Annotated in this window: 25 protein-coding genes; 24 read left to right on the top strand and 1 reads right to left on the bottom strand. The window is 39.9% G+C overall.

Going from position 1 to position 26,356, the window contains the following annotated elements; translation table 11 throughout:
* Positions 1-26 precede the first annotated feature (26 nt).
* Positions 27-275, bottom strand: a complete 249-nt coding sequence (rpsT, locus tag KMHG_RS06295) for a 30S ribosomal protein S20 (protein WP_010288003.1) — start codon at positions 273-275, stop codon at positions 27-29.
* A gap of 240 nt (positions 276-515) precedes the next feature.
* Here rpsT and lepA point away from each other — a divergent pair, with 240 nt between their 5' ends.
* From lepA to recO, 24 genes are all read left to right on the top strand, one after another.
* On the top strand, positions 516-2,351 hold the full coding sequence (gene lepA / locus KMHG_RS06290) for a translation elongation factor 4 (RefSeq protein WP_010288002.1): 1,836 nt from the start codon (positions 516-518) through the stop codon (positions 2,349-2,351).
* 546 nt (positions 2,352-2,897) lie between these two features.
* On the top strand, positions 2,898-3,068 hold the full coding sequence (locus tag KMHG_RS19035; protein ID WP_154647361.1) for a hypothetical protein: 171 nt from the start codon (positions 2,898-2,900) through the stop codon (positions 3,066-3,068).
* 210 nt (positions 3,069-3,278) lie between these two features.
* Positions 3,279-4,424 (top strand): radical SAM family heme chaperone HemW, encoded by a 1,146-nt coding sequence (gene hemW, locus KMHG_RS06280; RefSeq protein WP_010288001.1) that lies wholly within the window; start codon positions 3,279-3,281, stop codon positions 4,422-4,424.
* 92 nt (positions 4,425-4,516) lie between these two features.
* Positions 4,517-5,542, top strand: a complete 1,026-nt coding sequence (gene hrcA / locus KMHG_RS06275; protein ID WP_010288000.1) for a heat-inducible transcriptional repressor HrcA — start codon at positions 4,517-4,519, stop codon at positions 5,540-5,542.
* 26 nt (positions 5,543-5,568) lie between these two features.
* Complete coding sequence (grpE, locus tag KMHG_RS06270; RefSeq protein WP_010287998.1) at positions 5,569-6,156, top strand: nucleotide exchange factor GrpE; 588 nt, start codon at positions 5,569-5,571, stop codon at positions 6,154-6,156.
* Positions 6,157-6,252: 96 nt separating this feature from the next.
* Positions 6,253-8,091, top strand: a complete 1,839-nt coding sequence (gene dnaK, locus KMHG_RS06265) for a molecular chaperone DnaK (protein WP_010287995.1) — start codon at positions 6,253-6,255, stop codon at positions 8,089-8,091.
* Between the two features lie 174 nt (positions 8,092-8,265).
* On the top strand, positions 8,266-9,411 hold the full coding sequence (gene dnaJ, locus KMHG_RS06260) for a molecular chaperone DnaJ (protein WP_010287994.1): 1,146 nt from the start codon (positions 8,266-8,268) through the stop codon (positions 9,409-9,411).
* Positions 9,412-9,429: 18 nt separating this feature from the next.
* A complete protein-coding gene (prmA, locus tag KMHG_RS06255) occupies positions 9,430-10,371 on the top strand; it encodes a 50S ribosomal protein L11 methyltransferase (protein ID WP_010287993.1) in 942 nt (313 codons plus the stop codon).
* Positions 10,372-10,375: 4 nt separating this feature from the next.
* Positions 10,376-11,113, top strand: a complete 738-nt coding sequence (locus KMHG_RS06250) for a 16S rRNA (uracil(1498)-N(3))-methyltransferase (protein WP_010287992.1) — start codon at positions 10,376-10,378, stop codon at positions 11,111-11,113.
* Positions 11,114-11,133: 20 nt separating this feature from the next.
* Entirely contained in the window at positions 11,134-12,477 is a 1,344-nt protein-coding gene (gene mtaB / locus KMHG_RS06245; RefSeq protein WP_010287991.1) for a tRNA (N(6)-L-threonylcarbamoyladenosine(37)-C(2))-methylthiotransferase MtaB, read from the top strand.
* Between the two features lie 77 nt (positions 12,478-12,554).
* Positions 12,555-13,427, top strand: a complete 873-nt coding sequence (locus tag KMHG_RS17435) for an N-acetylmuramoyl-L-alanine amidase (RefSeq protein ID WP_010287990.1) — start codon at positions 12,555-12,557, stop codon at positions 13,425-13,427.
* 149 nt (positions 13,428-13,576) lie between these two features.
* Entirely contained in the window at positions 13,577-14,245 is a 669-nt protein-coding gene (gene deoC / locus KMHG_RS06235; protein ID WP_010287988.1) for a deoxyribose-phosphate aldolase, read from the top strand.
* Between the two features lie 137 nt (positions 14,246-14,382).
* Positions 14,383-14,556, top strand: a complete 174-nt coding sequence (rpsU, locus tag KMHG_RS06230) for a 30S ribosomal protein S21 (protein WP_010287987.1) — start codon at positions 14,383-14,385, stop codon at positions 14,554-14,556.
* A gap of 257 nt (positions 14,557-14,813) precedes the next feature.
* Positions 14,814-16,181: an amino acid permease gene (locus tag KMHG_RS06225; RefSeq protein ID WP_010287986.1), complete on the top strand. Its 1,368-nt coding sequence runs from the start codon at positions 14,814-14,816 to the stop codon at positions 16,179-16,181.
* Positions 16,182-16,333: 152 nt separating this feature from the next.
* The gene (locus KMHG_RS06220) at positions 16,334-18,316 is read left to right on the top strand and encodes an ABC1 kinase family protein (RefSeq protein ID WP_010287985.1); all 1,983 of its coding nucleotides are present in this window, start codon (positions 16,334-16,336) and stop codon (positions 18,314-18,316) included.
* Positions 18,317-18,383: 67 nt separating this feature from the next.
* Positions 18,384-19,085, top strand: a complete 702-nt coding sequence (locus KMHG_RS06215; protein ID WP_010287984.1) for an NfeD family protein — start codon at positions 18,384-18,386, stop codon at positions 19,083-19,085.
* An 11-nt stretch (positions 19,086-19,096) separates the two neighbouring features.
* Complete coding sequence (floA, locus tag KMHG_RS06210) at positions 19,097-20,074, top strand: flotillin-like protein FloA (RefSeq protein ID WP_010287978.1); 978 nt, start codon at positions 19,097-19,099, stop codon at positions 20,072-20,074.
* Between the two features lie 13 nt (positions 20,075-20,087).
* A complete protein-coding gene (locus KMHG_RS06205) occupies positions 20,088-20,567 on the top strand; it encodes a hypothetical protein (RefSeq protein WP_010287977.1) in 480 nt (159 codons plus the stop codon).
* 109 nt (positions 20,568-20,676) lie between these two features.
* The gene (locus KMHG_RS06200; RefSeq protein WP_010287975.1) at positions 20,677-21,636 is read left to right on the top strand and encodes a PhoH family protein; all 960 of its coding nucleotides are present in this window, start codon (positions 20,677-20,679) and stop codon (positions 21,634-21,636) included.
* A 32-nt stretch (positions 21,637-21,668) separates the two neighbouring features.
* Positions 21,669-23,792: an HD family phosphohydrolase gene (locus KMHG_RS06195; protein WP_010287973.1), complete on the top strand. Its 2,124-nt coding sequence runs from the start codon at positions 21,669-21,671 to the stop codon at positions 23,790-23,792.
* 31 nt (positions 23,793-23,823) lie between these two features.
* Positions 23,824-24,309 (top strand): rRNA maturation RNase YbeY, encoded by a 486-nt coding sequence (gene ybeY / locus KMHG_RS06190; protein WP_010287972.1) that lies wholly within the window; start codon positions 23,824-23,826, stop codon positions 24,307-24,309.
* Positions 24,296-24,646: a diacylglycerol kinase family protein gene (locus KMHG_RS06185; protein WP_026022019.1), complete on the top strand. Its 351-nt coding sequence runs from the start codon at positions 24,296-24,298 to the stop codon at positions 24,644-24,646. The genes ybeY and KMHG_RS06185 overlap by 14 nt, the downstream gene beginning before the upstream one ends.
* Positions 24,647-24,667: 21 nt before the next feature.
* A complete protein-coding gene (era, locus tag KMHG_RS06180; RefSeq protein WP_010287960.1) occupies positions 24,668-25,570 on the top strand; it encodes a GTPase Era in 903 nt (300 codons plus the stop codon).
* Between the two features lie 17 nt (positions 25,571-25,587).
* Positions 25,588-26,355: a DNA repair protein RecO gene (gene recO / locus KMHG_RS06175; protein WP_010287959.1), complete on the top strand. Its 768-nt coding sequence runs from the start codon at positions 25,588-25,590 to the stop codon at positions 26,353-26,355.
* Position 26,356 lies beyond the last annotated feature (1 nt).

Genomic DNA, 26,356 nt, shown 5'->3' with positions numbered 1-26,356 from the left:
TTTTTTCTTTCTATATCAATATAGAATTATGCTTTTTTCATTAAACGAGCTTTTGTACGAGCAGCAGCGTTTTTGTGGATTAAGCCTTTTGAAGCAGCTTTGTCTACAACTTTAACTGCAGCTGATAATAATTCAGCAGCGTTTTCATCTTTAGCGATTAAAGCAGTTTCAGCTTTTTTGATTGCAGTACGCATAGCTGATTTAGCTTGTACGTTTGCAGCGTTAGCTTTTTCTGCAACTTTAACACGTTTGATAGCAGATTTGATGTTTGGCATGAAATTCACCTCCTAATATAAATCGAGATGAGTAAATTCTCAACTTGTGTCTGTATCTAATACAACAAGCATTATTATAACAAAGCCACTTCTAGAAAATCAAGTGAGAAATGCAAAGAATATTTACTTGACAGAAAAAAAGTGCCTTTTTTACAACATTTCTAGCAGAAATCATCGGAACATTGCCAATGTACTACTGCGACTGCTATAATTCTAGTAGTTTAAATAGGAGTGAAATAGATGAATCGACAAGAATTATTAGATAGACAATCACATATTCGTAACTTCTCTATCATCGCGCATATCGACCATGGTAAATCGACACTTGCCGATCGTATTTTAGAGAAAACTGAGGCGTTAACGTCTCGTGAGATGAAAGACCAGCTTTTAGACTCAATGGATTTAGAGCGTGAGCGTGGGATTACGATCAAATTAAATGCCGTACAATTAAATTACAAAGCTAAAAATGGTGAAACATACATCATGCATTTAATCGACACGCCAGGACACGTCGATTTCACATATGAAGTATCTCGTAGTTTAGCCGCATGTGAAGGAGCTATTTTAGTTGTGGATGCTGCGCAAGGTATTGAGGCCCAAACATTAGCGAACGTATATTTAGCACTTGATAACGACCTTGAAATCTTACCAGTCATCAACAAAATTGACTTACCTTCAGCAGATCCTGAACGCGTACGTCAAGAAGTAGAAGATGTTATCGGTTTAGACGCTTCAGAAGCTGTACTTGCTTCAGCAAAAGCTGGTATTGGTATTGAAGATATTTTAGAACAAATCGTTGAAAAAGTACCAGCTCCAGAAGGTGATCCTGAAGCACCATTACAAGCACTTATTTTTGACTCAGTATACGATGCATACCGCGGGGTTATTATTTCAATTCGTATTGCACAAGGTACTGTAAAACCAGGTGATAAAATTCGCATGATGGCAACAGGTGCAGAATTTGAAGTACTTGAAGTAGGTGTGCACACACCGAAAATGACAAAACGCGACTTCTTAACAGTCGGTGATGTAGGTTATTTAACAGCTTCTATTAAAAATGTTGGTGATACACGTGTCGGTGATACCGTAACAGATGTTGCAAAACCAGCAGAAGCGCCACTACCAGGTTATCGTAAGTTAAATCCGATGGTATATTGCGGTCTTTACCCAATTGACACAGCGAAATATAACGATCTTCGTGAAGCATTAGAAAAATTAGAGTTGAATGACTCTTCATTACAATATGAACCAGAAACGTCTCAAGCGTTAGGTTTCGGTTTCCGTTGTGGTTTCTTAGGCTTATTACACATGGAAATTATCCAAGAACGTATCGAACGTGAATTTAACATTGATTTAATTACGACAGCACCGTCTGTAATTTATCATGTGAAAATGACAGATGGCGAAGAAGTACAAGTAGCGAACCCATCTGAAATGCCAGATCCACAGAAAATTCAACAAATCGAAGAACCATACGTTAAAGCAAACATTATGGTGCCGAACGATTACGTTGGTGCTGTTATGGAAATTTGCCAACGTAAACGTGGTAACTTCTTAACGATGGATTATATCGATACGACACGTGTCAATATTTTCTACGAAATGCCACTATCAGAAATTGTTTATGATTTCTTTGACCAATTAAAATCTTCAACAAAAGGTTACGCATCATTTGACTATGAAATGATCGGTTACCAAGCATCAAAACTTGTAAAAATGGACATTTTATTAAATGGTGAACAAGTCGATGCATTAAGCTTTATCGTTCACCGCGACTTTGCATACGAACGTGGTAAAGTCATCGTTGAAAAATTAAAAGAATTAATTCCACGTCAACAATTCGAAGTACCAATTCAAGCAGCAGTTGGTAATAAAATCGTTGCTCGTTCAACAATTAAAGCAATGCGTAAAAACGTATTAGCGAAATGTTACGGTGGGGATATTTCTCGTAAACGAAAACTTCTTGAAAAACAAAAAGAAGGTAAAAAACGTATGAAACAAGTAGGTTCTGTCGAAGTACCACAGGAAGCATTTATGGCTGTTCTTAAAATGGACGACGATCAACCGAAAAAATAACAACGTACTGAAAAAGAGATCGCTGAGGCGGTCTCTTTTTCAGTACGTTTATGATGTGTTGTACGTTTTTCTATGCGAAAAGGTATGAATCATCATTGAATAGTGCACGAGATTGCTTGTGTGCGCACAAAAATGATTATGAATAAGTGTAATAGGGAACGAATAGGGAGAGACGTATATATAATAGGAAAAAATATTTGCTTGAAAATCAATAAAAAATTGTTTTTGTTTTTTAAGTGAAGGGTATAAATACTAATGAAAAGTCATGAATAATCATGAGCAACATAGCATGTAGACATAAAATGCGTTTCTAACCTGTAATTATATAGGTTTTAAGAAGTATTTAATTATCCATATTTGAAGTGCGAATAGCACAATAGGCCATTCGGGAGCTGTCTTTACAAATAAAAAAATAGAGATTATTCTATATACTCATGATTGAAAACATACATTTGAATGAGTAATTAGTTGTATACAAAATAAAATTGTTCTGCTATGATGTTGTTTATACTACACACATAGTGGAAACCTAGAGAGGTGATTTGCATGAATAAAGAGGAAGCGCAATTAGACAGTTTAATAGCAACAATTGAAATGCGATTGAATCGATTCGAAAAAAACGTCTCTCACATGCAAAAAAAATTAACAGAGTTAAAATCTATCAAAAAACAATTAATCGATAAACCACGGGATATATGGTCGACGAAGGCTGTTTAATATTTTAACAACTACGTTGAGAGATAATACGAAGACTGCGACTTTGCGCGCAGTCTTTTTATCATTTCTTCGTAGAATACCCCTCCCTCAAGGAACGGCTAAGTGGGGGTAGTTCAAATCCTCTAAAACATAACATGCTCACAGTATAGTTTTTAGGCTAAATACGGTACACTTAAACAGAACTTTAACGACTAGAAAGTAGGGAATTATATGGCTAGAGGTGTTTACATCCACATTCCTTTTTGTCATCAAATTTGTAATTACTGCGATTTTAATAAAGTCTACTTTAAAAATCAGCCAGTTGATGAATATATAGAGGCACTTGGTCAAGAAATGCGCATGACCGTTGAAAAAAATCCAGCGCACTTTGAACATATTGAAACGATCTTTTTAGGTGGGGGTACACCAACAGCGTTATCACCGCAACAATTAGAACGGTTAATGATCTTGATTCATACGTACATTCCAATGACGCACGTCAAAGAATTTTCATCAGAAGCGAACCCGGACGAATTAACGCATGAAAAGTTAATTGTGTTGCAAAAATACGGGGTGAATCGTTTGAGTCTTGGTGTGCAATCATTTGATCAACAGATTTTAAAAAAATTAGGGCGTACCCATTCGAATGCACACGTATTCGAAACGTTGAATGATGCAAAACAGCTCGGTTTTAAAAATATTAGTATCGATTTAATGTATGGCTTACCGGGACAGACGATTGAACAATGGCAAGAAACATTAGACATTGCTTTTTCGCTAGATTTACCACATTTTTCAGCGTATTCATTAATCGTTGAACCGAAAACGATTTTTTATAACTTAATGAATAAAGGTAAATTGGCATTGCCAGGGGAAGACTTAGAAGCAAAAATGTATGACATGCTTATGAAGCAAATGGAAGCGCACGGTTTAACACAATATGAAATTAGCAACTTTGCGCGTCCTGGCTGTGAATCTATTCACAATTGTATTTATTGGGAAAATGATGAGTATGCCGGGTTCGGTGCAGGCGCAAGCGGTTATTTAGATGGCGTTCGCTATCAAAATATCGGGCCACTGAGAAAATATATCGACGCAGTGACAGAAGGAAATCTTCCATTATTAAATACACATACTGTGACAAAAGAAGAACAAATCGAAGAAGAAATGTTTTTAGGACTGCGTAAAATTGCGGGCGTGTCTAAACAGCACTTCATTGAAAAATTTGGTATGCCAATGGAACAGTTATTTGCAGGTCATATTGAAAAACTTGAAAAAGAGGGGCTAATTGTCAATACAGAAAACGTATTGAAGCTTACGTATGACGGGCGTTTCGTCGGAAATGAAGTTTTTCAACAATTTTTATTAGATTCATAGGCTTATACGTTGACATAAAAAGTCACCTTGCGTTATATTAATTATAGTGTTAGCACTCACTAAGAACGAGTGCTAAAAAAGAGGTGATGATCATGTTAACAAATCGACAACTACAAGTATTACAAGTAATTGTTGATGATTTTATCTCTTCTGGACAGCCGGTTGGATCTCGCCAAATTGCTAAAAAAGAAGATGTTTCTTTTAGCTCCGCGACCATTCGAAATGAAATGGCCGATTTGGAAGAGTTAGGGTTTTTAGAAAAAACTCATACGTCTTCTGGGCGTGTGCCATCGGAAAAAGGATATAGGTTTTACGTCGATCATTTGCTAACGCCTCAAGTAATTACGAACCAAGAAATTGCGACCATTCGCTCGGCCTATACAGACCAGCTAATGGAGACCGAGCAGATGATTCGTGAATCCGCTAATATTTTATCCGAATTAACGACTTATACGTCCGTTATATTAGGTCCAGACGTGCACATGCACAAAGTGAAAAGATTTCAAATTGTACCGCTATCAGGCAATCAAGCTGTAGCGATTATCGTTACCGATAGCGGTCATGTCGAAAATCGTGTATTCACATTGCCGGATGGCTTTGATATGAGACGCATTGAAATGATTGTCAATATTTTAAACGATCGCTTAGTCGGTAAAGCTTTGGAAGAAGTACCGGTTCATATGGAACGTGAAATCGTACAACTCGTACGAGATCATGTCGGCGCTTATAGTGATTTTATTGGCACGCTTTTCAATAAAATTTCGACACAGGATGAAGGGCGCATTTACTACGGTGGTAAGACGAATATGTTAAACCAACCAGAGTTTCACGATATTAATAAAGTACGCGTGTTACTCGATTTAATGGAAAAAACAGCGCAAGTGCAATCTTTGTTCCAAGCAACAACAAATGAGGGCGTACAAGTACGCATTGGTTCGGAAAACAATTTATTGGCGATGGAAGATTGCAGTATTATTACTGCATCATTTGATGTTGGTAATCACCAACACGGTTCAATCGCAATTATTGGTCCAAAACGTATGGATTATCAGCGGGTCGTCACGTTGCTCGACTTTATGAGCGGTGACTTAAGCCGACTGCTAAAAAACAATCGCTAAGCCGACATCTTGAAGGAGGATGACCAGTGACTGAAAATAAAGAACAACAAGAAAAAGTAACAGAGGAAACTGTTGAAGAAGTAGAAACAGAAGCGACAGTTGAAGCTACAGTTGAAGCGGAAGCATCAACAGAAACAGATGCAACAGAAGTGGAAGAAGTAGAAGAAGACCCTGTTGCTGAATTAGAAGCAAAACTTGCTGAAGAAGAAGAGCGTTACTTACGCCTTCGTGCAGATTTCGATAACTTAAAGCGTCGCACACAACTTGATCGTGAAGCGCAAGCAAAGTATCGTGCACAATCTTTACTAACAGATTTACTACCAGTGCTTGATAATTTCGAGCGTGCCTTAAATGTAGAAGCAACTTCAGAAGAAGCGCAAAACATGAAAAAAGGGATTGAAATGGTATATCGCACGTTAGTAGAGGCAACTGAAAAAGAAGGCTTAAAAGTGATTGCAACAGAAGGTGAAGCATTTGATCCAAACGTCCACCAAGCAGTCATGCAAGAATCAGATGCAGAGAAAGAATCTGGCATCGTACTTCAAGAGCTTCAACGCGGCTATCAATTAAAAGATCGCGTTTTACGCCCAGCAATGGTAAAAGTAAACGGGTAATTGAAACTTTTTACTTATGTAAAACGTATCATATAAATATACATGAACGAACGTCTTACTAAGACGCTTGCTTAAATATTAGGAGGAAATTTTAATATGTCTAAAATTATCGGTATTGACTTAGGTACAACTAACTCTTGCGTAGCAGTATTAGAAGGCGGCGAACCAGTCGTAATCGCGAACAAAGAAGGCGCACGTACAACACCTTCAGTTGTTGCATTCAAAAATGGCGAACGCCAAGTTGGTGAAGTAGCAAAACGCCAATCAATCACAAACCCTAACACAATTATCTCTATTAAACGTCACATGGGTACTGACTATAAAGTAAAAGTAGAAGATAAAGAATATACACCACAAGAAGTATCTGCAATGATTCTTACACATTTAAAAGAATATGCTGAAGACTACTTAGGTGAAAAAGTGACGAAAGCTGTTATTACAGTTCCTGCTTACTTCAACGATGCACAACGTCAAGCAACAAAAGACGCTGGTAAAATCGCAGGTCTTGAAGTTGAACGTATCATTAACGAACCAACAGCTGCAGCACTTGCTTACGGTTTAGAAAAACAAGACGTAGATCAAAAAGTTTTAGTATTTGACCTTGGTGGCGGTACTTTCGACGTATCTATTCTTGAATTAGGCGATGGCGTATTCGAAGTACTAGCAACTGCTGGTGACAACAAACTTGGTGGTGACGACTTTGACCAAGCAATCATCGACTACTTAGTAGCAGAATTCAAAAAAGAAAACGGCATCGATCTTTCACAAGATAAAATGGCTTTACAACGTTTAAAAGATGCTGCTGAAAAAGCGAAAAAAGAACTTTCAGGTGTAACATCTGCACAAGTTTCTCTACCATTCATCACTGCTGGTGCTGAAGGTCCACTTCACTTAGAAGTATCTCTATCTCGTGCGAAATTCAACGAAATCACTGCTGATTTAGTAGAACGTACAATGGTACCTACTCGTCAAGCGCTTAAAGATGCTGGTCTTTCTGCTTCAGAAATCGACCAAGTAATCCTTGTTGGTGGTTCTACTCGTATTCCTGCAGTACAAGAAGCTGTTGCAAAAGCAACTGGTAAAGAACCTCACAAAGGTGTAAACCCTGATGAAGTTGTAGCATTAGGTGCTGCAGTACAAGGTGGCGTACTTACAGGTGACGTAAAAGACGTCGTATTACTTGACGTAACTCCACTTTCTCTAGGTATCGAAACGATGGGTGGCGTGTTCACGAAATTAATCGAACGTAACACAACAATCCCAACATCTAAATCTCAAGTGTTCTCAACAGCTGCAGATAACCAACCTGCTGTAGACATTCACGTATTACAAGGTGAACGTTCAATGGCTGCTGATAACAAAACTTTAGGTCGTTTCCAACTGTCTGATATCCCAGCTGCACCACGCGGTATTCCACAAATCGAAGTAACATTCGACATCGATAAAAACGGTATCGTAAGTGTAACTGCTAAAGACCTTGGTACACAAAAACAACAAAACATTACAATCCAATCTGACTCAGGTTTATCTGAAGAAGATATCGAACGTATGGTACAAGAAGCAGAAGCAAACGCTGAAGCGGATAAAAAACGTAAAGAAGAAGCTGACCTACGCAACGAAGCAGATCAATTAGTCTTCCAAACTGACAAAACATTAACTGACCTTGGCGAACAAGTGACAGAAGATGAGAAAAAACCAGTATTAGAAGCGAAAGATGAACTTGCAAAAGCTGTAGAAGCAGGCGAAATTGAAGGCATCAAAGCTGCGAAAGAAAAACTAGAAGGTTTATTACAACCGCTAGTAATGAAAGTTTACGAACAAGCAGCAGCTGCACAACAAGCAGCACAAGGTGAAGCAGGCAATGATGCTGCATCTAAAAAAGATGACGGCGTTGTAGATGCTGACTTCACTGAAGTTGACGACGACAAAAAATAATATAAGTAGCCGATCGGCAACTTAGGTGAGGACAATTGAATAGCTTTTCAAAAAGTCCACGCATTAAAAGAGCCAAAGACCGTTTCCGGGCTTTGGCTCTTTTCAATATATCGAAAGTACAAGAAACATGTTACAATACTAGTTATGCGAATAGAGCGGAGTTGAACAACATAAATGGAAAAACGTGATTATTATGAAGTGCTAGGCGTTGAAAAATCAGCGTCACAAGCAGAAATTAAAAAAGCTTATCGTAAGTTATCAAAACAATATCACCCTGATATCAACAAAGAACCAGGCGCAGACGTAAAATTCAAAGAAATTGCAGAAGCATATGAAGTGTTAAGCGATGAACAAAAACGTGCGCAATACGACCAATTCGGTCATGCTGGTGCGCAACAAGGATTCGGCGGTGGCGGCTTCGGTGGATTCGGCGGAGGCGGCGGTTTTGACGGCTTCGAAGATATCTTTAGCTCATTCTTCGGCGGAGGCGGCGGTAGTCGTCGTCGCGACCCGAACGCACCACGTAAAGGTGCAGATATCGAACATTCGATTATTTTATCATTCGAAGATGCGGTATTCGGCGTAGAAAAAGAAATCGAATTAGTACGCGATGAAACATGTTCAACATGTAACGGTGCTGGCGCAAAACCAGGTACATCAAAAGATACATGTTCAACATGTCGTGGTACTGGTCAAGTGACAGAAACGGTGAACACACCATTTGGTCAAATGGCGAACCGTCGTACTTGTCCATCATGTCAAGGTACTGGCTCTATTATTAAAGAAAAATGTGAAACTTGCCACGGTGCAGGTAAAACGAAAAAACGTACGAAAATTAAAGTATCAATCCCAGCTGGTATCGACCACGGTCAAACAATCCGTGTAAGCGGTAAAGGTGAGGCAGGTCTTAACGGCGGCCCTTACGGCGATTTATACGTAACAGTCCGCGTTCGTCAAAGTGAAAAATTCGAACGTGACGGCGACGATATTTACTACGAATTACCAATCACATTTGCACAAGCGGCACTTGGTGATGAAATCGAAGTACCAACTGTACACGGTAACGTAAAAATGAAAATTCCTGCAGGTACACAATCAGGCGATCGCTTCCGTTTACGCGGCAAAGGCGTGAAAAACGTTCAAGGTTATGGCCAAGGGGATCAACATGTCATCGTAAAAGTCGTAACACCGAAAAAATTAAATGCAAAACAAAAAGAATTATTACGTGAGTTCGCAGAAATCTCTGGTGACATTCCAGAAGAGCAAAGCAGTTCACTATTTGATAAAATTAAACGTAAAATTAATGATTTAAAAGACTAATTTAGGAGTTGATTGCAAGTGAAATGGTCAGAACTATCCATTCACACATCGGAAGAAGCGGTAGACGCAATTTCGAATATTTTACATGAGGCCGGCGCTAGTGGCGTCGTTATTGAGGACTCACAAGATTTTGAGAAACAACGTGGTCAACAATATGGGGAAATTTACGCGCTAGATCGCGAAGATTTTCCACAATATGGGGTAATCGTTAAAGCGTATTTACCTGTATCAAGCTTTTTAGCAGAAACGGTGGAAGAAATTAAACTTGCAATCAATAACCTTGTGAATTTTGACATCAACTTAGGTGCTAATAAAGTATCGGTGTCAGAAATTGACGAACAAGACTGGTCAACAGCTTGGAAACAATATTATCACCCAGTCAAAATTTCAAACCGATTCACAATCGTTCCAACATGGGAAGATTATGAACGCGTTGAAAGCGATGAATTAATGATTGAGTTAGACCCTGGTATGGCATTCGGTACAGGGACACACCCAACGACTGTGATGAGCTTACAAGCACTTGAAAAACATGTGCAACCAGGTATGTACGTGACAGATGTCGGTACAGGTTCAGGTGTATTAGCAATCGGTGCAGCAATGCTCGGTGCAGATCACGTTCACGCATTAGATTTAGACCCAGTTGCGGTTAAAGCAGCGATTGAAAACATTGAATTAAACAATGTTTCTGCGAATATCAATGTCGTAGAAGGCGATCTTTTAGATACGGTAAAAGAGCCTGCTGACATCGTTGTCGCAAACATTTTAGCGGAAATTATTATGACGTTTACAGATGATGCTTATACAGTTGTAAAACCAGGTGGCTTATTCATTACGTCAGGTATTATCGAAGCGAAAAAAGAAGACGTGAAACAATCCCTTACAAACGCTGGATTCATCATTGATGAAGTGATGATGATGGAAGATTGGGTAACAATCGTTTCACGTAAACCGGAGTAGAATGATGCAACGTTATTTTATAGATGAACGATTCAAAGATGGACAAGTGACACTAACGGGGGATGATGCACGTCATATTACGCGCGTCATGCGTATGCGCGCAGGTGATGAAATTATCGTCGTTGAATGCGAAGAAACAGCACATATTTGTGCCATTGAATCTGTAGAGGAAGAGGTCATCGTACGTCAAACAGGTCGTACGATTGCGTCACCTGAGCTACCGATTCACGTAACGATTGCTTGCGGACTACCGAAAGGTGATAAGCTCGACTTAATCGTTCAAAAAGGGACAGAACTTGGCATGTACGCGCTACAACCGTTCGAAGCAGCGCGCTCAATCGTCAAATGGGACGCGAAAAAAGGTGCGAAAAAAATTGAACGCCTTCAAAAAATTGCGAAAGAAGCGGCAGAACAGTCGCATCGTACGCACATCCCAACGGTTCATCAGTCTGTTTCTTTTGCACAACTCGTCAAATCATGTGAGAATTATGATGTCGTATTTGTAGCGGATGAAGAAGATGCGAAGGTAGAAGAGCGCACGCGACTTGTCGATAAGCTGAAAAAGGTTTATGATTGTAAGTCGATGTTAGTTATTTTTGGACCAGAAGGCGGAATCGCACGCGAAGAGGCAGAGATGCTACGTGAAGCGGGCGTTATTACAACGTCACTCGGACCAAGAATTTTACGCGCAGAAACAGCACCGCTCTATATGCTGTCTGCGATTTCATATGAATTTGAATGATAGAAAGAGGTGTCGAAGCCTTGTCTAAAGTGGCTTTTCACACATTAGGTTGTAAAGTAAACCATTATGAAACAGAAGCGATTTGGCAGTTGTTTAAAGAGGCAGGTTACGAACGCACAGATTTTGATCACCAATCAGATGTTTATGTTATTAACACATGTACTGTTACAAACAGCGGTGATAAAAAAAGTCGTCAAGTAATCCGTCGCGCCGTTCGTAAAAATCCAGATGCCGTTATTTGCGTAACAGGTTGTTATGCGCAAACGTCACCTGCAGAAATTATGGCGATTCCTGGTGTCGACATTGTTGTCGGTACACAAGATCGTCAAAAACTATTAGGGTTAATTGAAGATTACAAAGTAGAGCGTCAACCAATCAATGCGGTTCGTAACATTATGAAAAACCGCGTGTATGAAGAACTTGACGTACCATACTTCACAGACCGTACACGTGCTTCATTGAAAATTCAAGAAGGCTGTAACAACTTCTGTACATTCTGTATTATCCCTTGGGCACGTGGTTTAATGCGTTCACGTGATCCAGAACAAGTTGTGAAACAAGCACAACAATTAGTTGATGCAGGTTATAAAGAAATCGTCTTAACAGGTATTCACACAGGTGGTTACGGTCAAGATTTAAAAGATTATAACTTAGCAATGTTACTACGTGCGCTTGAAACAAAAGTAAAAGGGCTAAAACGCCTTCGTATTTCATCAATTGAAGCGTCACAAATTACAGACGAAGTGTTAGACGTATTACGTAATTCAAAGATTATCGTCAACCACTTACACATTCCAATCCAATCAGGTTCTGATACGGTATTAAAACGTATGCGTCGTAAATATACGATGGAATTTTTCGGACAGCGCTTAACGCAGTTGAAAGAAGTATTACCTGACCTTGCAATTACGTCTGACGTGATCGTCGGTTTCCCTGGCGAAACAGAAGAAGAGTTTATGGAAACATACAACTTTATTCGCGATTATGAGTTTGCGGAATTACACGTATTCCCATTCTCAAAACGTACAGGTACACCAGCAGCTCGTATGGAAGATCAAGTAGATGAAGACGTGAAAAATGAACGTGTTCACCGCTTATTATCACTGAACGACCAATTAGCAAAACAATACGCAAGCCGTTTTGAAAACGAAGTATTAGAAGTCATTCCTGAGGAAATCGTCAAAGCTGGCGAACCGAATGAAGGCATGCTATTAGGTCATACAGCGAACTATATGAAAGTTGCGTTTGAAGGTACACCAGATATGATCGGTCAAATCGTCAAAGTGAAAGTGACACAAGCAGGTTATCCAGTTTCGACTGGTCAATTTGTTCGTGTGATGGACGACGAAGCGATTGAACTATAATAAACGAAAAAGTCATATGCGCGTTTACGCATATGGCTTTTTGTTTATAGGGCGTTATAATGGAGAAAAGGTAGGTGATGATGATGCGCAAAATATCGCTCACGCTCATTGCTGTAGCCGTGCTCATACCACTTTGTATTTTGTCGTTACAGCGTCCTATGCTAACGGGTGCATTAAATGATTTAACGACAAATCAAGTTGCAGAGAAGCCTGCTACACAATCACAGGTTGCACAGCAGCCGACAGTCGTTGAGAAGAAGCCAACCAAAGTCAAAACACCGAAAGAACGACCGAAAAAAACGGTAGAAAAGAAAAAAAACGTGAAGAAAAAACCGTCTAAACGAATTATCGTCATTGATCCGAGTCATCAACAATTGAAAGACGTTTCACTAGAGTATGTGGCGCCGAAAAGTGATGTCAAACGAGCAAAACAACTTGCAAGTGCGACAGGCGTCGTGACAGCACAAAAAGAATATCGCTTGACGATGACAATGGCGAAGAAATTAAAAAAGCAATTGCAAAAAAAAGGTTACAAAGTTGTACTGACACGTACGAAACATGATGTTAACATCTCGAACAAGCAGCGTGCGAAAAAAGCAAATGAAATCAAGGCGGATCTCGTTATTTCGCTTCATGCAGACGGTGGAAAAAGTTATCAACGTGGCTTTTACGTGATGACCGCTTCAAAGAAAGCGACACCTGCATACTATAAGCAAAGTAAACGTCAAGCGACAGCTATTTTGAAAGCTGTGGCGAAGCATGAAAAGATTTATTATCCAGGTGCATTTGAACGTGAAGATGTAGCGTTATTCAATTATGCAAAAGCACCTGCATTGTCAATTCAACTCGGATTTTTAACGAATGTGAAAGATGACCAAAAGCTCGCAAGTGATGCTTATTTGGACGTCTTAGCGAAATGGATTGCAAATGGTGTGAAAACAGCAAAATAAAGGTATAGAAGACGAGGAGGGGCGATGAAGCTATTCCTCGTCTTTTTGTTCGTTGTCGAATTTAGTCAGTTTACTGCTTTCTATTTATGTCTTATCATGCTATGCTAATGAAGATGTACGTACAACTTATATAAAAAGGAGACTTTCTCATGACAGAAAACTATGCGTCTTACATTGACCACACTTTATTAAAACCAGAAGCAACAAAAGAACAAATTGTTGCATTATGTGCAGAAGCGAAACAATACGGTTTTGCATCAGTTTGTGTAAATCCAACTTGGATCGAAACAGCTGCAAAAGAATTAGAAGGTGCTGTATCTAAAGTTTGTACAGTAATTGGTTTCCCTCTAGGAGCAAGCACAAGTGAAGTAAAAGCATTTGAAACAAAAGATGCAATTGCTAAAGGTGCTGGAGAAATCGATATGGTATTAAATATCGGTGCATTAAAAGGCAAAGATTACGACTTAGTATTAAACGATATGAAAGCGGTTGTAGCAGCTGCAAACGGTACACTTGTAAAAGTAATTATCGAAACTTGTCTTTTAACAGATGATGAAAAAGTAAAAGCTTGCGAATTAGCTGTAGAAGCTGGCGTTGATTATGTAAAAACATCAACTGGTTTCTCTACAGGTGGCGCAACTCCTGAAGATGTTGCATTAATGCGTAAAACAGTAGGTCCTGACCTAGGTGTGAAAGCATCAGGCGGCGTACGTTCATTAGAAGATTTAAAAGCGATGATCGCAAACGGTGCAACTCGTATCGGTGCAAGTTCAGGCGTTAAAATCATGCAAGGTTTAGAAGCTTCATCAGACTACTAATACACAAAAATATTATTTGACTAGAATTTTTTAATAGGTGTTGACCACGATAAAAGCATCTGTTATAATTATTTAGTACACAACGATATGAACTTATTCATGTTGTGTTGATGTGTGTTCGGAGGGAGGGAAAAGAGATGACAAAAACTGTCGTTAGAAAAAACGAATCGCTTGAAGATGCTCTTCGTCGCTTCAAACGTACTGTTTCTAAAAGCGGTACTATTCAAGAGGTAAGAAAACGCGAATTTTATGAAAAACCTAGCGTAAAACGCAAAAAGAAATCAGAAGCTGCTCGTAAACGTAAGTGGTAATTTCCATTCCTAGACAATCCCTACGTTCATAAACACGCACTATCATGATTTAATAAAATTGCAGTTGAACGGACCTAGAAGCCATGGCTTCTAGGTCTTTTTTGTATTGTCTCGCTATTCAAGACGTAATTTTGCATAAATTTGTATTTATATATTGTATTATGCATAAATATGCGTTAATGTTGTATTGCCACAAAAATGCGAAAATTTATAATTTATTGCTTTATTTGATTGGTATGACAACAGGGGGATTAGAGATGGAAGCGCAACATCAATTAAAACGAACGATCAAAAGCAGACATATGTTTATGATTTCGCTCGGAGGGGTTATTGGCACAGGCTTTTTCTTAAGTACAGGAAACATTATGCATGAGGCGGGACCATTTGGAACATTGCTCGCATATTTAATTGGCGGGTTTACAATGTTACTCGTGATGATGTGTTTAGGAGAGCTCGCAGTACATAGTCCAACAACTGGTTCATTTCATGAATATGCAACACGGTTTATTAGTCCAGGAGCAGGCTTTGCTGTTGGGATTATTTATTGGCTCAATTGGGTCGTTACAGTAGGATCAGAATTTACAGCTGTCGGGCTTTTAATGCAACGATGGTTTCCAGACATTTCAGTGTGGATTTGGAGCGTATTATTTGGCGTGACTATTTTTACATTTAATGCGCTATCTGTGAAGTTTTTTGCTGAAAGTGAATTTTGGTTTGCAAGCTTAAAAATTATATTAGTATTAGTTTTCATCCTATTAGGTGCAGCCGCTATATTTGGCATTGTACCAATTGAAGGACAACACGCCGCACCGTTACTTTCTAATTTTATCGGTGATGGTGGGTTATTACCGAACGGCGTTGCACCGATTTTGATTGCAATGGTATCAATCAGCTTTGCATTTGCTGGAACAGAGCTCATTGGAATCACTGCCGGGGAAAGTGAAAATCCAGGGAAAGACATTCCACGTGCGATTAAAAATATCGTATGGCGCACGTTATTTTTCTTTATTGGCGCTGTTATCGTATTAGGGGCTTTATTACCATGGCAAGATGCAAACGTATCAGAAAGTCCATTCGTGACCGTATTTGATATGATCGGTATTCCGTATGCAGCTGATATTATGAACTTCGTCATTATTACAGCGCTCATTTCGGTTGCTAACTCAGGGTTATACGCGTCTACACGTATGCTTTGGTCATTATCGAATGAAGGCATGATGCCGAAAATGTTCCGTCGTATTAATAAACGAGGTATTCCGATGAATGCATTAATCGTTTGTATGCTCATTTCATGTTTATCGTTGTTCTCAAGCATTTTTGCACCGACAACGGTATATGTGTTACTAGTCGCCATTGCCGGCTTTGGCTGTGTCGTCGGCTGGATGGGTATTGTCGGGGCGCATTATATGTTCCGCCGTAAATTCGTACGAGATGGGGGGGATGTCGCGGATTTAGCATTCAAAGTGCCATTTTATCCACTCGTACCGATCGTTGCAATGGTATTACTCGTCATTTTCACATGTGGTCTATTGCTAGATCCGAGTCAACGATCTGTCTTTTATTTCGGCGTCCCAACGCTTATTATTTGTTGGGTTGGCTATGATTTGTATCATCGAAAAAAATAGTTGTAACATATAGAAAGAGGCTATTGCAATAGTCTCTTTTTTTCTGTTTCATTCACAAAAAAGTCATTATATAAAATGGCCTTTTTTTAAGCGTAATAAGCGACATTTTTTAGGAATGTCGGTATGCTTATAAAGAAAGGTGGTGTCCGTATATGGGCGTTGTCATTTGGATATTGCAACTCATGGTGATCGGTGTGTTTATTTACTTTTTAAGTGGCCGACTCATGGGCACAAAATTAAATTTAGCGAAACGTATTTTTTCTGCTGTACTAAGTGTCGTACTAACGACGTTTGTATTTTGGTATTCATATTTTAGACATACGAATTATCAAGAACAAGATGTTATCCAACAAGTGTCAAATATTAGTACGCTTATTTGGATTGGCAGTATGTTATTAATTTCAATGTTGCTTTATTTAATTTTTGAGTTGTTTGATCCTAAGCAAGCGGACGATTTTACGCAGGGCCATGAAAACGTTCTATTGCGTATAAGAAGTAATTATTATCGAAAGCGTCGAATGGCACAAGTATTCCGTATTGCATTTAAGCAAGGTATTGGTAAAGCATTGCAATATAAGCGCTCTTATGAAAACGATCGTTACATCGCTATCGTCCTTCGCAATATATTAGAAGAGACGGGTGGGATATTTATTAAATTCGGGCAAGTATTATCGACGCGAAAAGATATTTTACCGAAAGCTTATATTGAAGAATTTGCGAAGTTGCAACAAAATGTGAAACCGATGCCAACGTCGGAAGTGCTCAATATTTTAACGCGTGAAATAGGACAAGATCCACACGACTATTTTAAATATTTCTCTGACGTACCGATTGCTGCGGGTTCTATCGGACAAGTGCATCGTGCGCAATTGCGTGATACGAATGAAGAAGTCGTCGTGAAAATTTTACGTTCCGATGTGACGCGGATTATGAACAAAGATTTAGACATATTGCTTCATTTTGCGATGTGGCTTGAAGAAGAATCTACGTGGGCTGAAAACTTAGGGTTTTTACAGTTAGCAACAGGCTTTGCGAATAGTCTACGAGAAGAAATTAATTTTGATATCGAACGTCGTAATATGGAGCAAATTACGAACGCATTAAAAGAGTCGGGGCATCAAGTACATATTCCGAAAGTATATCCAGCGTTATCGAATCGTAAAATACTCGTGATGGAATACATTAAAGGGGTATCGATTGTCCAAGCAGATCATTTAATGCGACAACATCAAATCGACCCACAGCAAGTTTTATCGAGCGTCTATGCGGCGTTTTTAGAGCAACTGCTCGTCGCTGGTGTTTTTCATGCAGATCCGCACCCAGGTAACATTTATGTAATGGAACATAACGGCGCTCCTGCATTTTTAGACTTCGGCGCAGTAGGGCGTATCGGTCCGTTGCAAAATCGAGGGCTACGAACGTTATTGATCGGTATTGCGCGGAACGATACGAAAATTATGGCGCAAGGCCTTGAAAACCTTGTAATTGAAGGTAATTTAAAAAATCGTGCGATGCTAGAACAAGATTTAAGCCAATTGCTCATTAGTATTCAATATATGGATAAAATTTCGACGGAAACGCTCGTTCAACGGTTGTTCGATATTATGAAAAGCCATGAATTAAAATTATATCCGATGGTTAGCGTGGCATTACGTGCGCTTATTACGATTGATGGTACGTTAAGTTCTGTCGACCCACATTACGATATTTTTAATGAAGCGAAACGTTTTGCTATTGAAAATAAAGAAGATTTAGCGCAAGCAGTATCGATGGCGGAATTAAAAACGACAGCTGTACAAGAAATGATTTTATTGTTGCCACAACTAAAAGATATGCCTCGCCGTATCGATCAGATTTTCCAAAACTTTGAGCGCGGCGAAATGAAAGTAAAAATGGACGTGTTTGCAGAGGAGAAAAATGCAGGCTTCGTGTCGCATTGGCTATCGTTACTCATTTTATTAACCGTCGCCGTCACGTTTGGCATTATTTCAGTCGCACTGTTAGCAATCGCACAATTTATTAATGGTATGTATGCCATCTATTTAAATACGGCATCTTTCGTCGGGTTATTTTTAAGTGCGGTCATTCTCGTTAGATTATCCGTCCAAGCACTTCGTTATTCAAAAAGAATCTGAAAAATTCGAAACTTTTTCGATGCTCATCCGTATATAAAGTAAGTGCCATCACGAGAGGGTGATAAACGTGAAACGCGTGTTGTTCGTCGGTAGTGTCCTCATTCTCGTCGCATGTATTTATGAAGTATCGACAGACTTTTCTTGGACACACCCACTGATTGTGACGTTATTGTTATGTATCGCGAGTTTAAGTATCGTATTTTCACTTTTTTCAGCTACAAGTTTTATGCCAATCATTTTACATGTGATCTCCATGTTAGCGGTGTACGGTTTATTTTTATATAACGGAACGCTAACCTTTTTTGCCATCGTCGCTTTGCTTATAGGCATGACGTTTCTACTCATTGAACTAAGTGTACCTGGTGGCATCATCGGTACAATTGGTTTTGCGCTTATCGTCATTAGTTTAATGATGATGACGCCAAATGAGCCTTATATGTTGTATTCAATTTTAACTGCACTCGTCGTCGCAGTTGTAGGAATGGTGATGATGATGAAATTTTTTGGGAAGAAGCTCAATATTTTTAACAAAATGGTGTTGTCCGATAAAACGGATACGGAAAGCGGTTACGTATCGAATGTGAACCGATTAGAGTTAATCGGGGAAACAGCCGTAACTGCGACACCACTTAGACCGTCTGGCACGGCGATGTACGGATCAGAGCGATTAGATGTCGTTACAGAAGGCGGATTTATTCCTGCCAATACGGAAGTAACGATTATTGCCGTAGAAGGTGCTCGTATCGTCGTGCGCACAAAAAATAAATAGGAGGCATTCATATGGCCATAGGAACGATTATTTTAATTGTTGTTGCATTTGTACTATTAGTCGTATTGTTTACATTTGTGCCCGTTGCATTGTGGATTTCAGCATTAGCAGCAGGTGTCAAAGTAAGCATCTTTACATTGATTGGTATGCGCTTACGTCGCGTTATACCATCACGTGTCGTTAATCCGTTAATTAAAGCGCATAAAGCGGGGATTGACGTTACAATTAACCAATTAGAGAGTCATTATTTAGCAGGGGGTAATGTCGACCGCGTCGTCAATGCATTAATTGCAGCGCATCGTGCGAATATTGATTTAACATTTGAACGTTGTGCAGCCATCGATTTAGCAGGTCGTGACGTATTAGAAGCGGTACAAATGTCCGTTAACCCGAAAGTAATTGAAACACCATTTATTTCAGGTGTGGCGATGAACGGGATTGAAGTAAAAGCGAAAGCACGTATTACGGTTCGTGCTAACATTGACCGTTTAGTCGGTGGTGCAGGTGAAGAAACAATTATCGCACGTGTCGGTGAAGGGATTGTCTCAACAATTGGTAGCGCGAAACATCATACAGAAGTGTTAGAAAATCCAGATATGATTTCGCAAACGGTTTTATCAAAAGGGCTTGATTCAGGAACAGCCTTCGAAATTTTATCTATCGATATCGCGGATGTAGATATCGGTAAAAACATCGGTGCCGAATTACAAATTGAGCAAGCAGAAGCAGACAAAAACATTGCGCAAGCGAAAGCGGAAGAACGTCGTGCAATGGCCGTTGCGAGCGAACAAGAAATGGTTGCCCGCGTACAAGAAATGAAAGCGAAAGTAGTAGAAGCTGAAGCCGAAGTACCACTTGCTTTAGCGGAAGCATTCAAAAAAGGAAATATCGGTGTTATGGATTATATGAACTATCAAAATATTGAAGCGGATACGTCAATGCGTACATCACTTAGTAAATTAGATGATAGTACACAAGAGGAGAAATAAGGGGGTCTCATAAATGGAAGGACTCATTATTTTCATCGTCACGGCGTTACTGAGTTATTTTTTCTCAGGGGATAAAAAAGATAAACAAGAGAAGATGCCGCAACAAAAAAGTAAAGGGAATGGGCGCTTCGGTAGCTTCATGGACACCGTGAAAACGCAAATTGAAAAAATTGATGACGAAACAAAACCGTTGTCGAAACGTCAAGAACAAGCAAAAAAAGTAGCACAGCAAGCGAAACGTCGCGCGGCATCGCTAGAGACACAGGCAAATGAAGCGGCAACAACGCTCGCAACGCGCGCTGAGAAAACGCATGAACGTGCCTTAAAAAAAGTAGAACATACACGCAATGATACTTCAGACGTCGCGCCATTAAAATCAGTGGCACAACGACGCGTCAAAAAACAACATCCGTTGTTGCGTACGCAAGAAGACTTAAGACGTGCAGTAGTGTTAGCGGAAGTACTTGGACCACCAAAATCGAAGCGTAAATAATGACAAAAGAGGGTACTCATGAAAGTACTCTCTTTTCTTTGCACGACTGTAGTGATAATGCTACAGTTAATTTAAAGCTATGGAATTTATGATTGAGGAGATTAACAATATGACAGAACAACAACCGATTCAATTAACATTAAAAGACCCAGCTGAAGCCGTGATGTTACTCGGTACATCTGATGCACATGTGAAACTGATTGAAGATGCTTTTGCCGTTCAATTAATTACACGTGGCGATACGATTGTCGTCGTAGGTGAAGAAGACAATAAGCAATTAGCTGCATCTTTGATTGATCAACTACTGCGTGTCATTCGTAAAAACATTAATATCGATCAACGTGATGTTGTATCTGCGATTGAACTTGCAAGAGCAGGCAATATTGAATATTTTGCTGAATTGTATAATGAAGCAATTGCAACGACAACGAAAGGGCGTGCGATTCGTGCAAAAACGATCGGTCAGCGTCAATATATTCGTGCGATGCAAAAACATGACCTCGTTTTCGGCATTGGACCTGCAGGGACTGGTAAAACGTATTTAGCAGTCGTTATGGCGGTGCAAGCACTAAAAAATGGTCACGTAAAACGTATTATTTTAACACGTCCAGCAGTAGAAGCTGGAGAGTCACTTGGCTTTTTACCAGGCGATTTAAAAGAAAAAGTCGATCCTTACTTACGTCCATTGTACGATTCGCTACACGACGTATTAGGATTGGACCAAACGACGCGTATGATTGAACGTGGCACGATTGAAATTGCGCCACTTGCATATATGCGTGGTCGTACGTTAGATGATGCATTCGTCATTTTAGATGAAGCGCAAAATACGACGAAAGCACAAATGAAAATGTTTTTAACACGTCTTGGATTTGGCTCAAAAATGGTCATTACCGGCGATAAAACGCAAATCGACTTACCGAACGGTGTCGCTTCAGGCTTAACACATGCAGAACATATGTTAAAAGGAATTAAAGATATTTCATTCCAAGTATTAGAAGCGGGCGATATCGTGCGTCATCCACTCGTAGCGAAAATTATTAAAGCTTACGATGATACAGCCAAGTAATGATTTGCTTTCTTTAGAGGGGAGTGAATGAAGTGACGTCCGTTATACAAAAGTTACAACGATTATTACCATTTCGGATGCTATTAATCGTCGTACTACTCATCATCGGCGTTTTACAATATGCGATGATGACGAGTAATGTGCAAGGTCCTCACTACAATGTCAAATTATTTCAAGTATCACCGGAAACCATTCGTGCTGTAAAGACGATTGAAGATACTGAACAGACGAAATTGGACCGTCAAGCAGCAGCAGAGAGTGTCGCTCCGGTGTATACATATTCGGAAGAAGTCGGAAAAAACCAAGCATCGGTCGTTCGCTCGATTTATGATTATGCGCTCGATGCAAAAAAAATAAAAGCATCAGGCGATGAAGCGAAAGATAAAAAAGCACAGCAAAAAAAGCAACTAAAAGCATTGAAAGCATCCCTTGATAGTAAAGAGCTCAACTTAGAGTTAACCGATGAAGATTTGAAAGTGCTATTAGCAGCTTCAGTCGCAGATTTAACAGAAGCGCGTGATGCAGTCGTCGAAAAAGTGACAACGGTATTAAACGAACCTGTTCGCGAAAGTGAAGTAGCTGAAAAACGAGAATCTATCGGTAATGCCATTCGTCTCATGTATTCGTTTCCGACTGAACTGACGAATGTGAGCATCCGCATCGGTCGCGGTGCAATGGTTGCCAATGAGTTAATGGATGAAGAAGCGACGGAGCAAAAGCGTCGTGAAGCGAGTGAAGGGGTCGACCCGACACGTATTTTACAAGGTCAAATTATCGTGCAAGAAGGCGAAGTGATTGACCGCGATGTGTATCATCAATTAGAAGTGACCGGCATGTTATCGGCACATCAATCAGCGAAGCCATTTATTGGCCTCGGCATCATTATTGGTATTCAACTGCTGTTTTTCTATATGATTTTTACGAATGCGAAAAAAATGAAAGTCGAACATAAAATTCGAAACTTATTGATCGTGTCGATCATTTATTTAGTCAGCCTCGCATTTATGGAACTGTTGAGCATTGTCGATCGTGAGTTTGACGTCTTACTCGGTTTCTTATTCCCAGCTGCGCTAGCGCCAATGCTGATTCGCATGTTAATTGGGGAACGATTGGCCATTCTTGTGACGGTCATGCTTGGCCTATGTGGCGGTGTTATTTTCCAAGAAGGCTATGCGACAGTGATGCAAATGGAAGTTGCGCTGTATATGATTTTAAGCGGTATGAGCTCGCTATATTTCGTTCGCAATATGGAAAAGCGCTCGAAAATTTTACAGACGAGTTTTGGCGTCGCAATCGTGAATATTTTATTTATCGCTTTTTATTTATTAATGACACAATCGAGCTATTCGATGAAAGAGCTTGTCTTTTATTTAGTCGTTGCCGTCGTCTCAGCGATGCTTTCAGGCGCGTTAACAATTGGGACATTGCCATTTATTGAAACGACATTCGGCATTTTATCGAGCTTACGATTAATCGAATTGTCGAGCCCAAATCACCCATTGTTGAAGAAAATTTTAATGGAAGCACCAGGGACGTATCATCATAGTATTATGGTTGCTAATTTAGCCGAAGCAGCGTGTGAGGCAGTTGGAGCTAATGGATTGCTCGCACGTGTCGGCTGTTATTATCATGATATTGGTAAAACGAAAAGACCGGGATTTTTCGTTGAAAACCAATCAAATGGCTTGAATCCACACGATCATTTGCCACCAGAGAAATCTCGCGATATAATTATTGCTCATGCAGAAGATGGGGCACGTATTTTAGAGAAGCATAAAATGCCGAAAGAAATCGTTGATATTGCACGTCAACATCACGGAACGACAGCGGTGAAATTTTTCTACTATAAAGCAAAAGAACAGGACGACTCGGTAAAAGAATCTGATTATCGCTATGCTGGACCGAAGCCACAGACGAAAGAAATTGCTATAATAACAGTAGCGGATAGTGTGGAAGCAGCCGTGCGTTCGATGAAAGATCCGACACCGGAAAAAATTAAACATTTAGTCCATGCCATCGCGCAAGACAAATTGCAAGACGGCCAGTTTGATGAATGTGATTTAACGATTCAAGAATTGCATACGATTGAACAGGTGTTTTGTGAAACATTGAATGGCACATTCCATTCGCGTATTGAATATCCAGAGCCAAACTAGTATAGACTTATGGATTGCTTAGGAGGCACATATGTTAAGTATTGATTTTTTAGATGAAACAGGAAAAGTAACAGAAACAGATTTAGAGCTTGTAGAAGGATTACTTCAGCACGCAGCAAAAATCGAAAATGTAGAGGACGGCACAGAGCTTTCTGTAACGTTCGTCACAAATGAGGCCATTCACGAAATTAACCGTGAATACCGTCATAAAGATGCACCGACAGACGTCATTTCATTCGCACTTGAAGAAATGGGTGAAGGCGAAACAGCAATCGTTGCAGAAGGCATGCCACGTATTTTAGGTGATGTCATTATTTCAATCGACCGTACGCGCGAACAAGCGGAACAATTCGGTCACTCATTTGAACGTGAACTCGGTTTCTTAGCCGTTCATGGACTGCTACACGTATTAGGTTACGACCATATGGTACCTGAAGATGAAAAAATCATGTTTGGTAAACAAGATGAGATTTTAGAATCGTACGGCTTATCACGCGATACGAATGAACGTCACTAAATTTATACGTTCATTTCGCTACGCACTAAGCGGAATGACACAAGCAGCAGCTGAACAGAACTTTCGCGTCGACCTCGTCGCTGCCGTTCTCGTTTTAGCTGTTAGTTTTTTTACAGGATTATCCCGAGTTGAATGGTGCATCATCATTTTACTTATTGCAGGTATGCTTGCGCTCGAAATGGTGAACAGTGCGATTGAGCGCACCGTCGATCTCGTCACGCAAGACTTTCATCCACTCGCAAAAGCGGCAAAAGATATCGCTGCTGGTGCTGTACTCATTTATGCGATTGCGAGTGTCGTCATTGCGTGTATGATCTTTTTACCAAAATGGTTTTAAACAATGGAGGAACTTTATTTTATGACACAATTCAAATCAGGCTTTATTTCAATTATTGGCCGCCCGAATGTTGGAAAATCAACATTCTTAAATCGCGTAATCGGACAAAAAATCGCGATTATGTCGGATAAACCACAAACGACACGTAACAAAGTACAAGGCGTATTAACACAAGATGACGCACAAATGATTTTCATCGATACACCAGGGATTCACAAACCGAAACATAAACTTGGCGAATTCATGTCAAAAGTATCGAAAAATGCATTACGTGAAGTAGATGTGATTATGTTCATGGTCAATGCACAACAAAAATTAGGCGCAGGGGATAAATACGTTATTGAAATGTTAAAAGGTACGAAAACACCTGTTTTCTTAATCATTAACAAAATTGATACGATCCACCCTGATGAAGTATGGAAAATTGTTGATTCTTACAAAGAAGAATATGATTTTGCCGAAATCGTGCCAATTTCAGCGCTACAAGGTAACAACGTCGATAACTTATTAACGACGCTTAAAAAATATTTACCAGAAGGCCCACAATACTATCCAGCAGATCAAGTAACCGATCACCCTGAACGTTTTATCATTTCAGAGCTTATTCGTGAAAAAGCACTACACTTAACACGCGATGAAGTGCCACACTCAATCGCTGTTGAAATCGAGAAAATTCGTCGCGATGAAGAAACAGGTCGCGTCAATGTGAATGCAACGATCATTATCGAACGTGATTCACAAAAAGGGATTATTATCGGTAAACGTGGTGCGATGTTAAAAGAAATCGGTACACGCGCACGTAAAGATATTGAAAACTTATTAGGTTCAAAAGTGTATTTAGAGCTTTGGGTAAAAGTACAAAAAGACTGGCGTGACCGCGCGTCTCAATTACGTGACTACGGTTACCGCGACGACGAATATTAATAAGGGAAGTGGGGCAATTGCTGAATAAATGGGAAGGCATTGTCTTAAAAACGAGACCGTACGGAGAAACGAATAAAGTTGTGACGATTTTAACGCGCGAGGCCGGTAAAGTCGCTGCGATGGCGCGAGGTGCGAAAAAGCCTTCAAGTCGTCTAGCAAGCATTTGTCAGCCATTTATGCACGGTATTTTTATCGTACAACAAGGACGTGGCATGGGGACGTTGCAACAAGGTGAAGCGGTTGAATCAATGCGCCATTTGCAAACGGACATTGAAGCGACAGCTTACGCAAGTTATTGCGTCGAAATTGTCGATCGCTTAACCGAGCAAGACCGTCCCGATGAATACGCGTACAACGTGCTTTCGCAGGCGCTTCATGCAATCGAAGAGGGGTATGACCCTGAAGCGATTTCGTTATTTGTAGAGTGGAAAATGTTGCCGTATACTGGTGTACAACCAACGCTTCATCAATGTGCATCGTGTGGCGCGACAGAAGGAGAATTTGCTTTTTCATTTTCAAGTGGCGGTTTCCTTTGTCACCGTTGTTTCCATCAAGATCCGTACATCATCCGTTTAACACCGACGCAATTAAAACTCATTCGCATGTTTTTCAGCATGCCAATTGAGCAAGTTGGTTCGTTGACATTAAAAAAAGAGACGAAGCGTTTTATAAAAAACATCGTCTCTACAATATATGAAGAGCAAACAGGAATGCGTTTTAAGTCGAAGAAGTTTATCGAACAATTAGAACGCACACCGTTGCTATTTAAAAAAGAGGACGAGTAAT

It is taken from the genome of Kurthia massiliensis, assembly GCF_000285555.1.
Classification (GTDB): Bacteria; Bacillota; Bacilli; order Bacillales_A; family Planococcaceae; genus Kurthia; species Kurthia massiliensis.
Note: the sequence above shows the minus strand (reverse complement) of the source record. Positions and strands in the feature narration are given on the sequence as shown.

Bases quoted from the DNA above. Each gene is read 5' to 3' on its own strand.
- rpsT (WP_010288003.1), bottom strand. From the start codon at position 275: ATGCCAAACATCAAATCTGCTATCAAACGTGTTAAAGTTGCAGAAAAA.
- lepA (WP_010288002.1), top strand. From the start codon at position 516: ATGAATCGACAAGAATTATTAGATAGACAATCACATATTCGTAACTTC.
- KMHG_RS19035 (WP_154647361.1), top strand. From the start codon at position 2,898: ATGAATAAAGAGGAAGCGCAATTAGACAGTTTAATAGCAACAATTGAA.
- hemW (WP_010288001.1), top strand. From the start codon at position 3,279: ATGGCTAGAGGTGTTTACATCCACATTCCTTTTTGTCATCAAATTTGT.
- hrcA (WP_010288000.1), top strand. From the start codon at position 4,517: ATGTTAACAAATCGACAACTACAAGTATTACAAGTAATTGTTGATGAT.
- dnaK (WP_010287995.1), top strand. From the start codon at position 6,253: ATGTCTAAAATTATCGGTATTGACTTAGGTACAACTAACTCTTGCGTA.
- dnaJ (WP_010287994.1), top strand. From the start codon at position 8,266: ATGGAAAAACGTGATTATTATGAAGTGCTAGGCGTTGAAAAATCAGCG.
- KMHG_RS06250 (WP_010287992.1), top strand. From the start codon at position 10,376: ATGCAACGTTATTTTATAGATGAACGATTCAAAGATGGACAAGTGACA.
- KMHG_RS17435 (WP_010287990.1), top strand. From the start codon at position 12,555: ATGATGATGCGCAAAATATCGCTCACGCTCATTGCTGTAGCCGTGCTC.
- deoC (WP_010287988.1), top strand. From the start codon at position 13,577: ATGACAGAAAACTATGCGTCTTACATTGACCACACTTTATTAAAACCA.
- rpsU (WP_010287987.1), top strand. From the start codon at position 14,383: ATGACAAAAACTGTCGTTAGAAAAAACGAATCGCTTGAAGATGCTCTT.
- KMHG_RS06225 (WP_010287986.1), top strand. From the start codon at position 14,814: ATGGAAGCGCAACATCAATTAAAACGAACGATCAAAAGCAGACATATG.
- KMHG_RS06220 (WP_010287985.1), top strand. From the start codon at position 16,334: ATGGGCGTTGTCATTTGGATATTGCAACTCATGGTGATCGGTGTGTTT.
- floA (WP_010287978.1), top strand. From the start codon at position 19,097: ATGGCCATAGGAACGATTATTTTAATTGTTGTTGCATTTGTACTATTA.
- KMHG_RS06205 (WP_010287977.1), top strand. From the start codon at position 20,088: ATGGAAGGACTCATTATTTTCATCGTCACGGCGTTACTGAGTTATTTT.
- KMHG_RS06200 (WP_010287975.1), top strand. From the start codon at position 20,677: ATGACAGAACAACAACCGATTCAATTAACATTAAAAGACCCAGCTGAA.
- ybeY (WP_010287972.1), top strand. From the start codon at position 23,824: ATGTTAAGTATTGATTTTTTAGATGAAACAGGAAAAGTAACAGAAACA.
- KMHG_RS06185 (WP_026022019.1), top strand. From the start codon at position 24,296: ATGAACGTCACTAAATTTATACGTTCATTTCGCTACGCACTAAGCGGA.
- era (WP_010287960.1), top strand. From the start codon at position 24,668: ATGACACAATTCAAATCAGGCTTTATTTCAATTATTGGCCGCCCGAAT.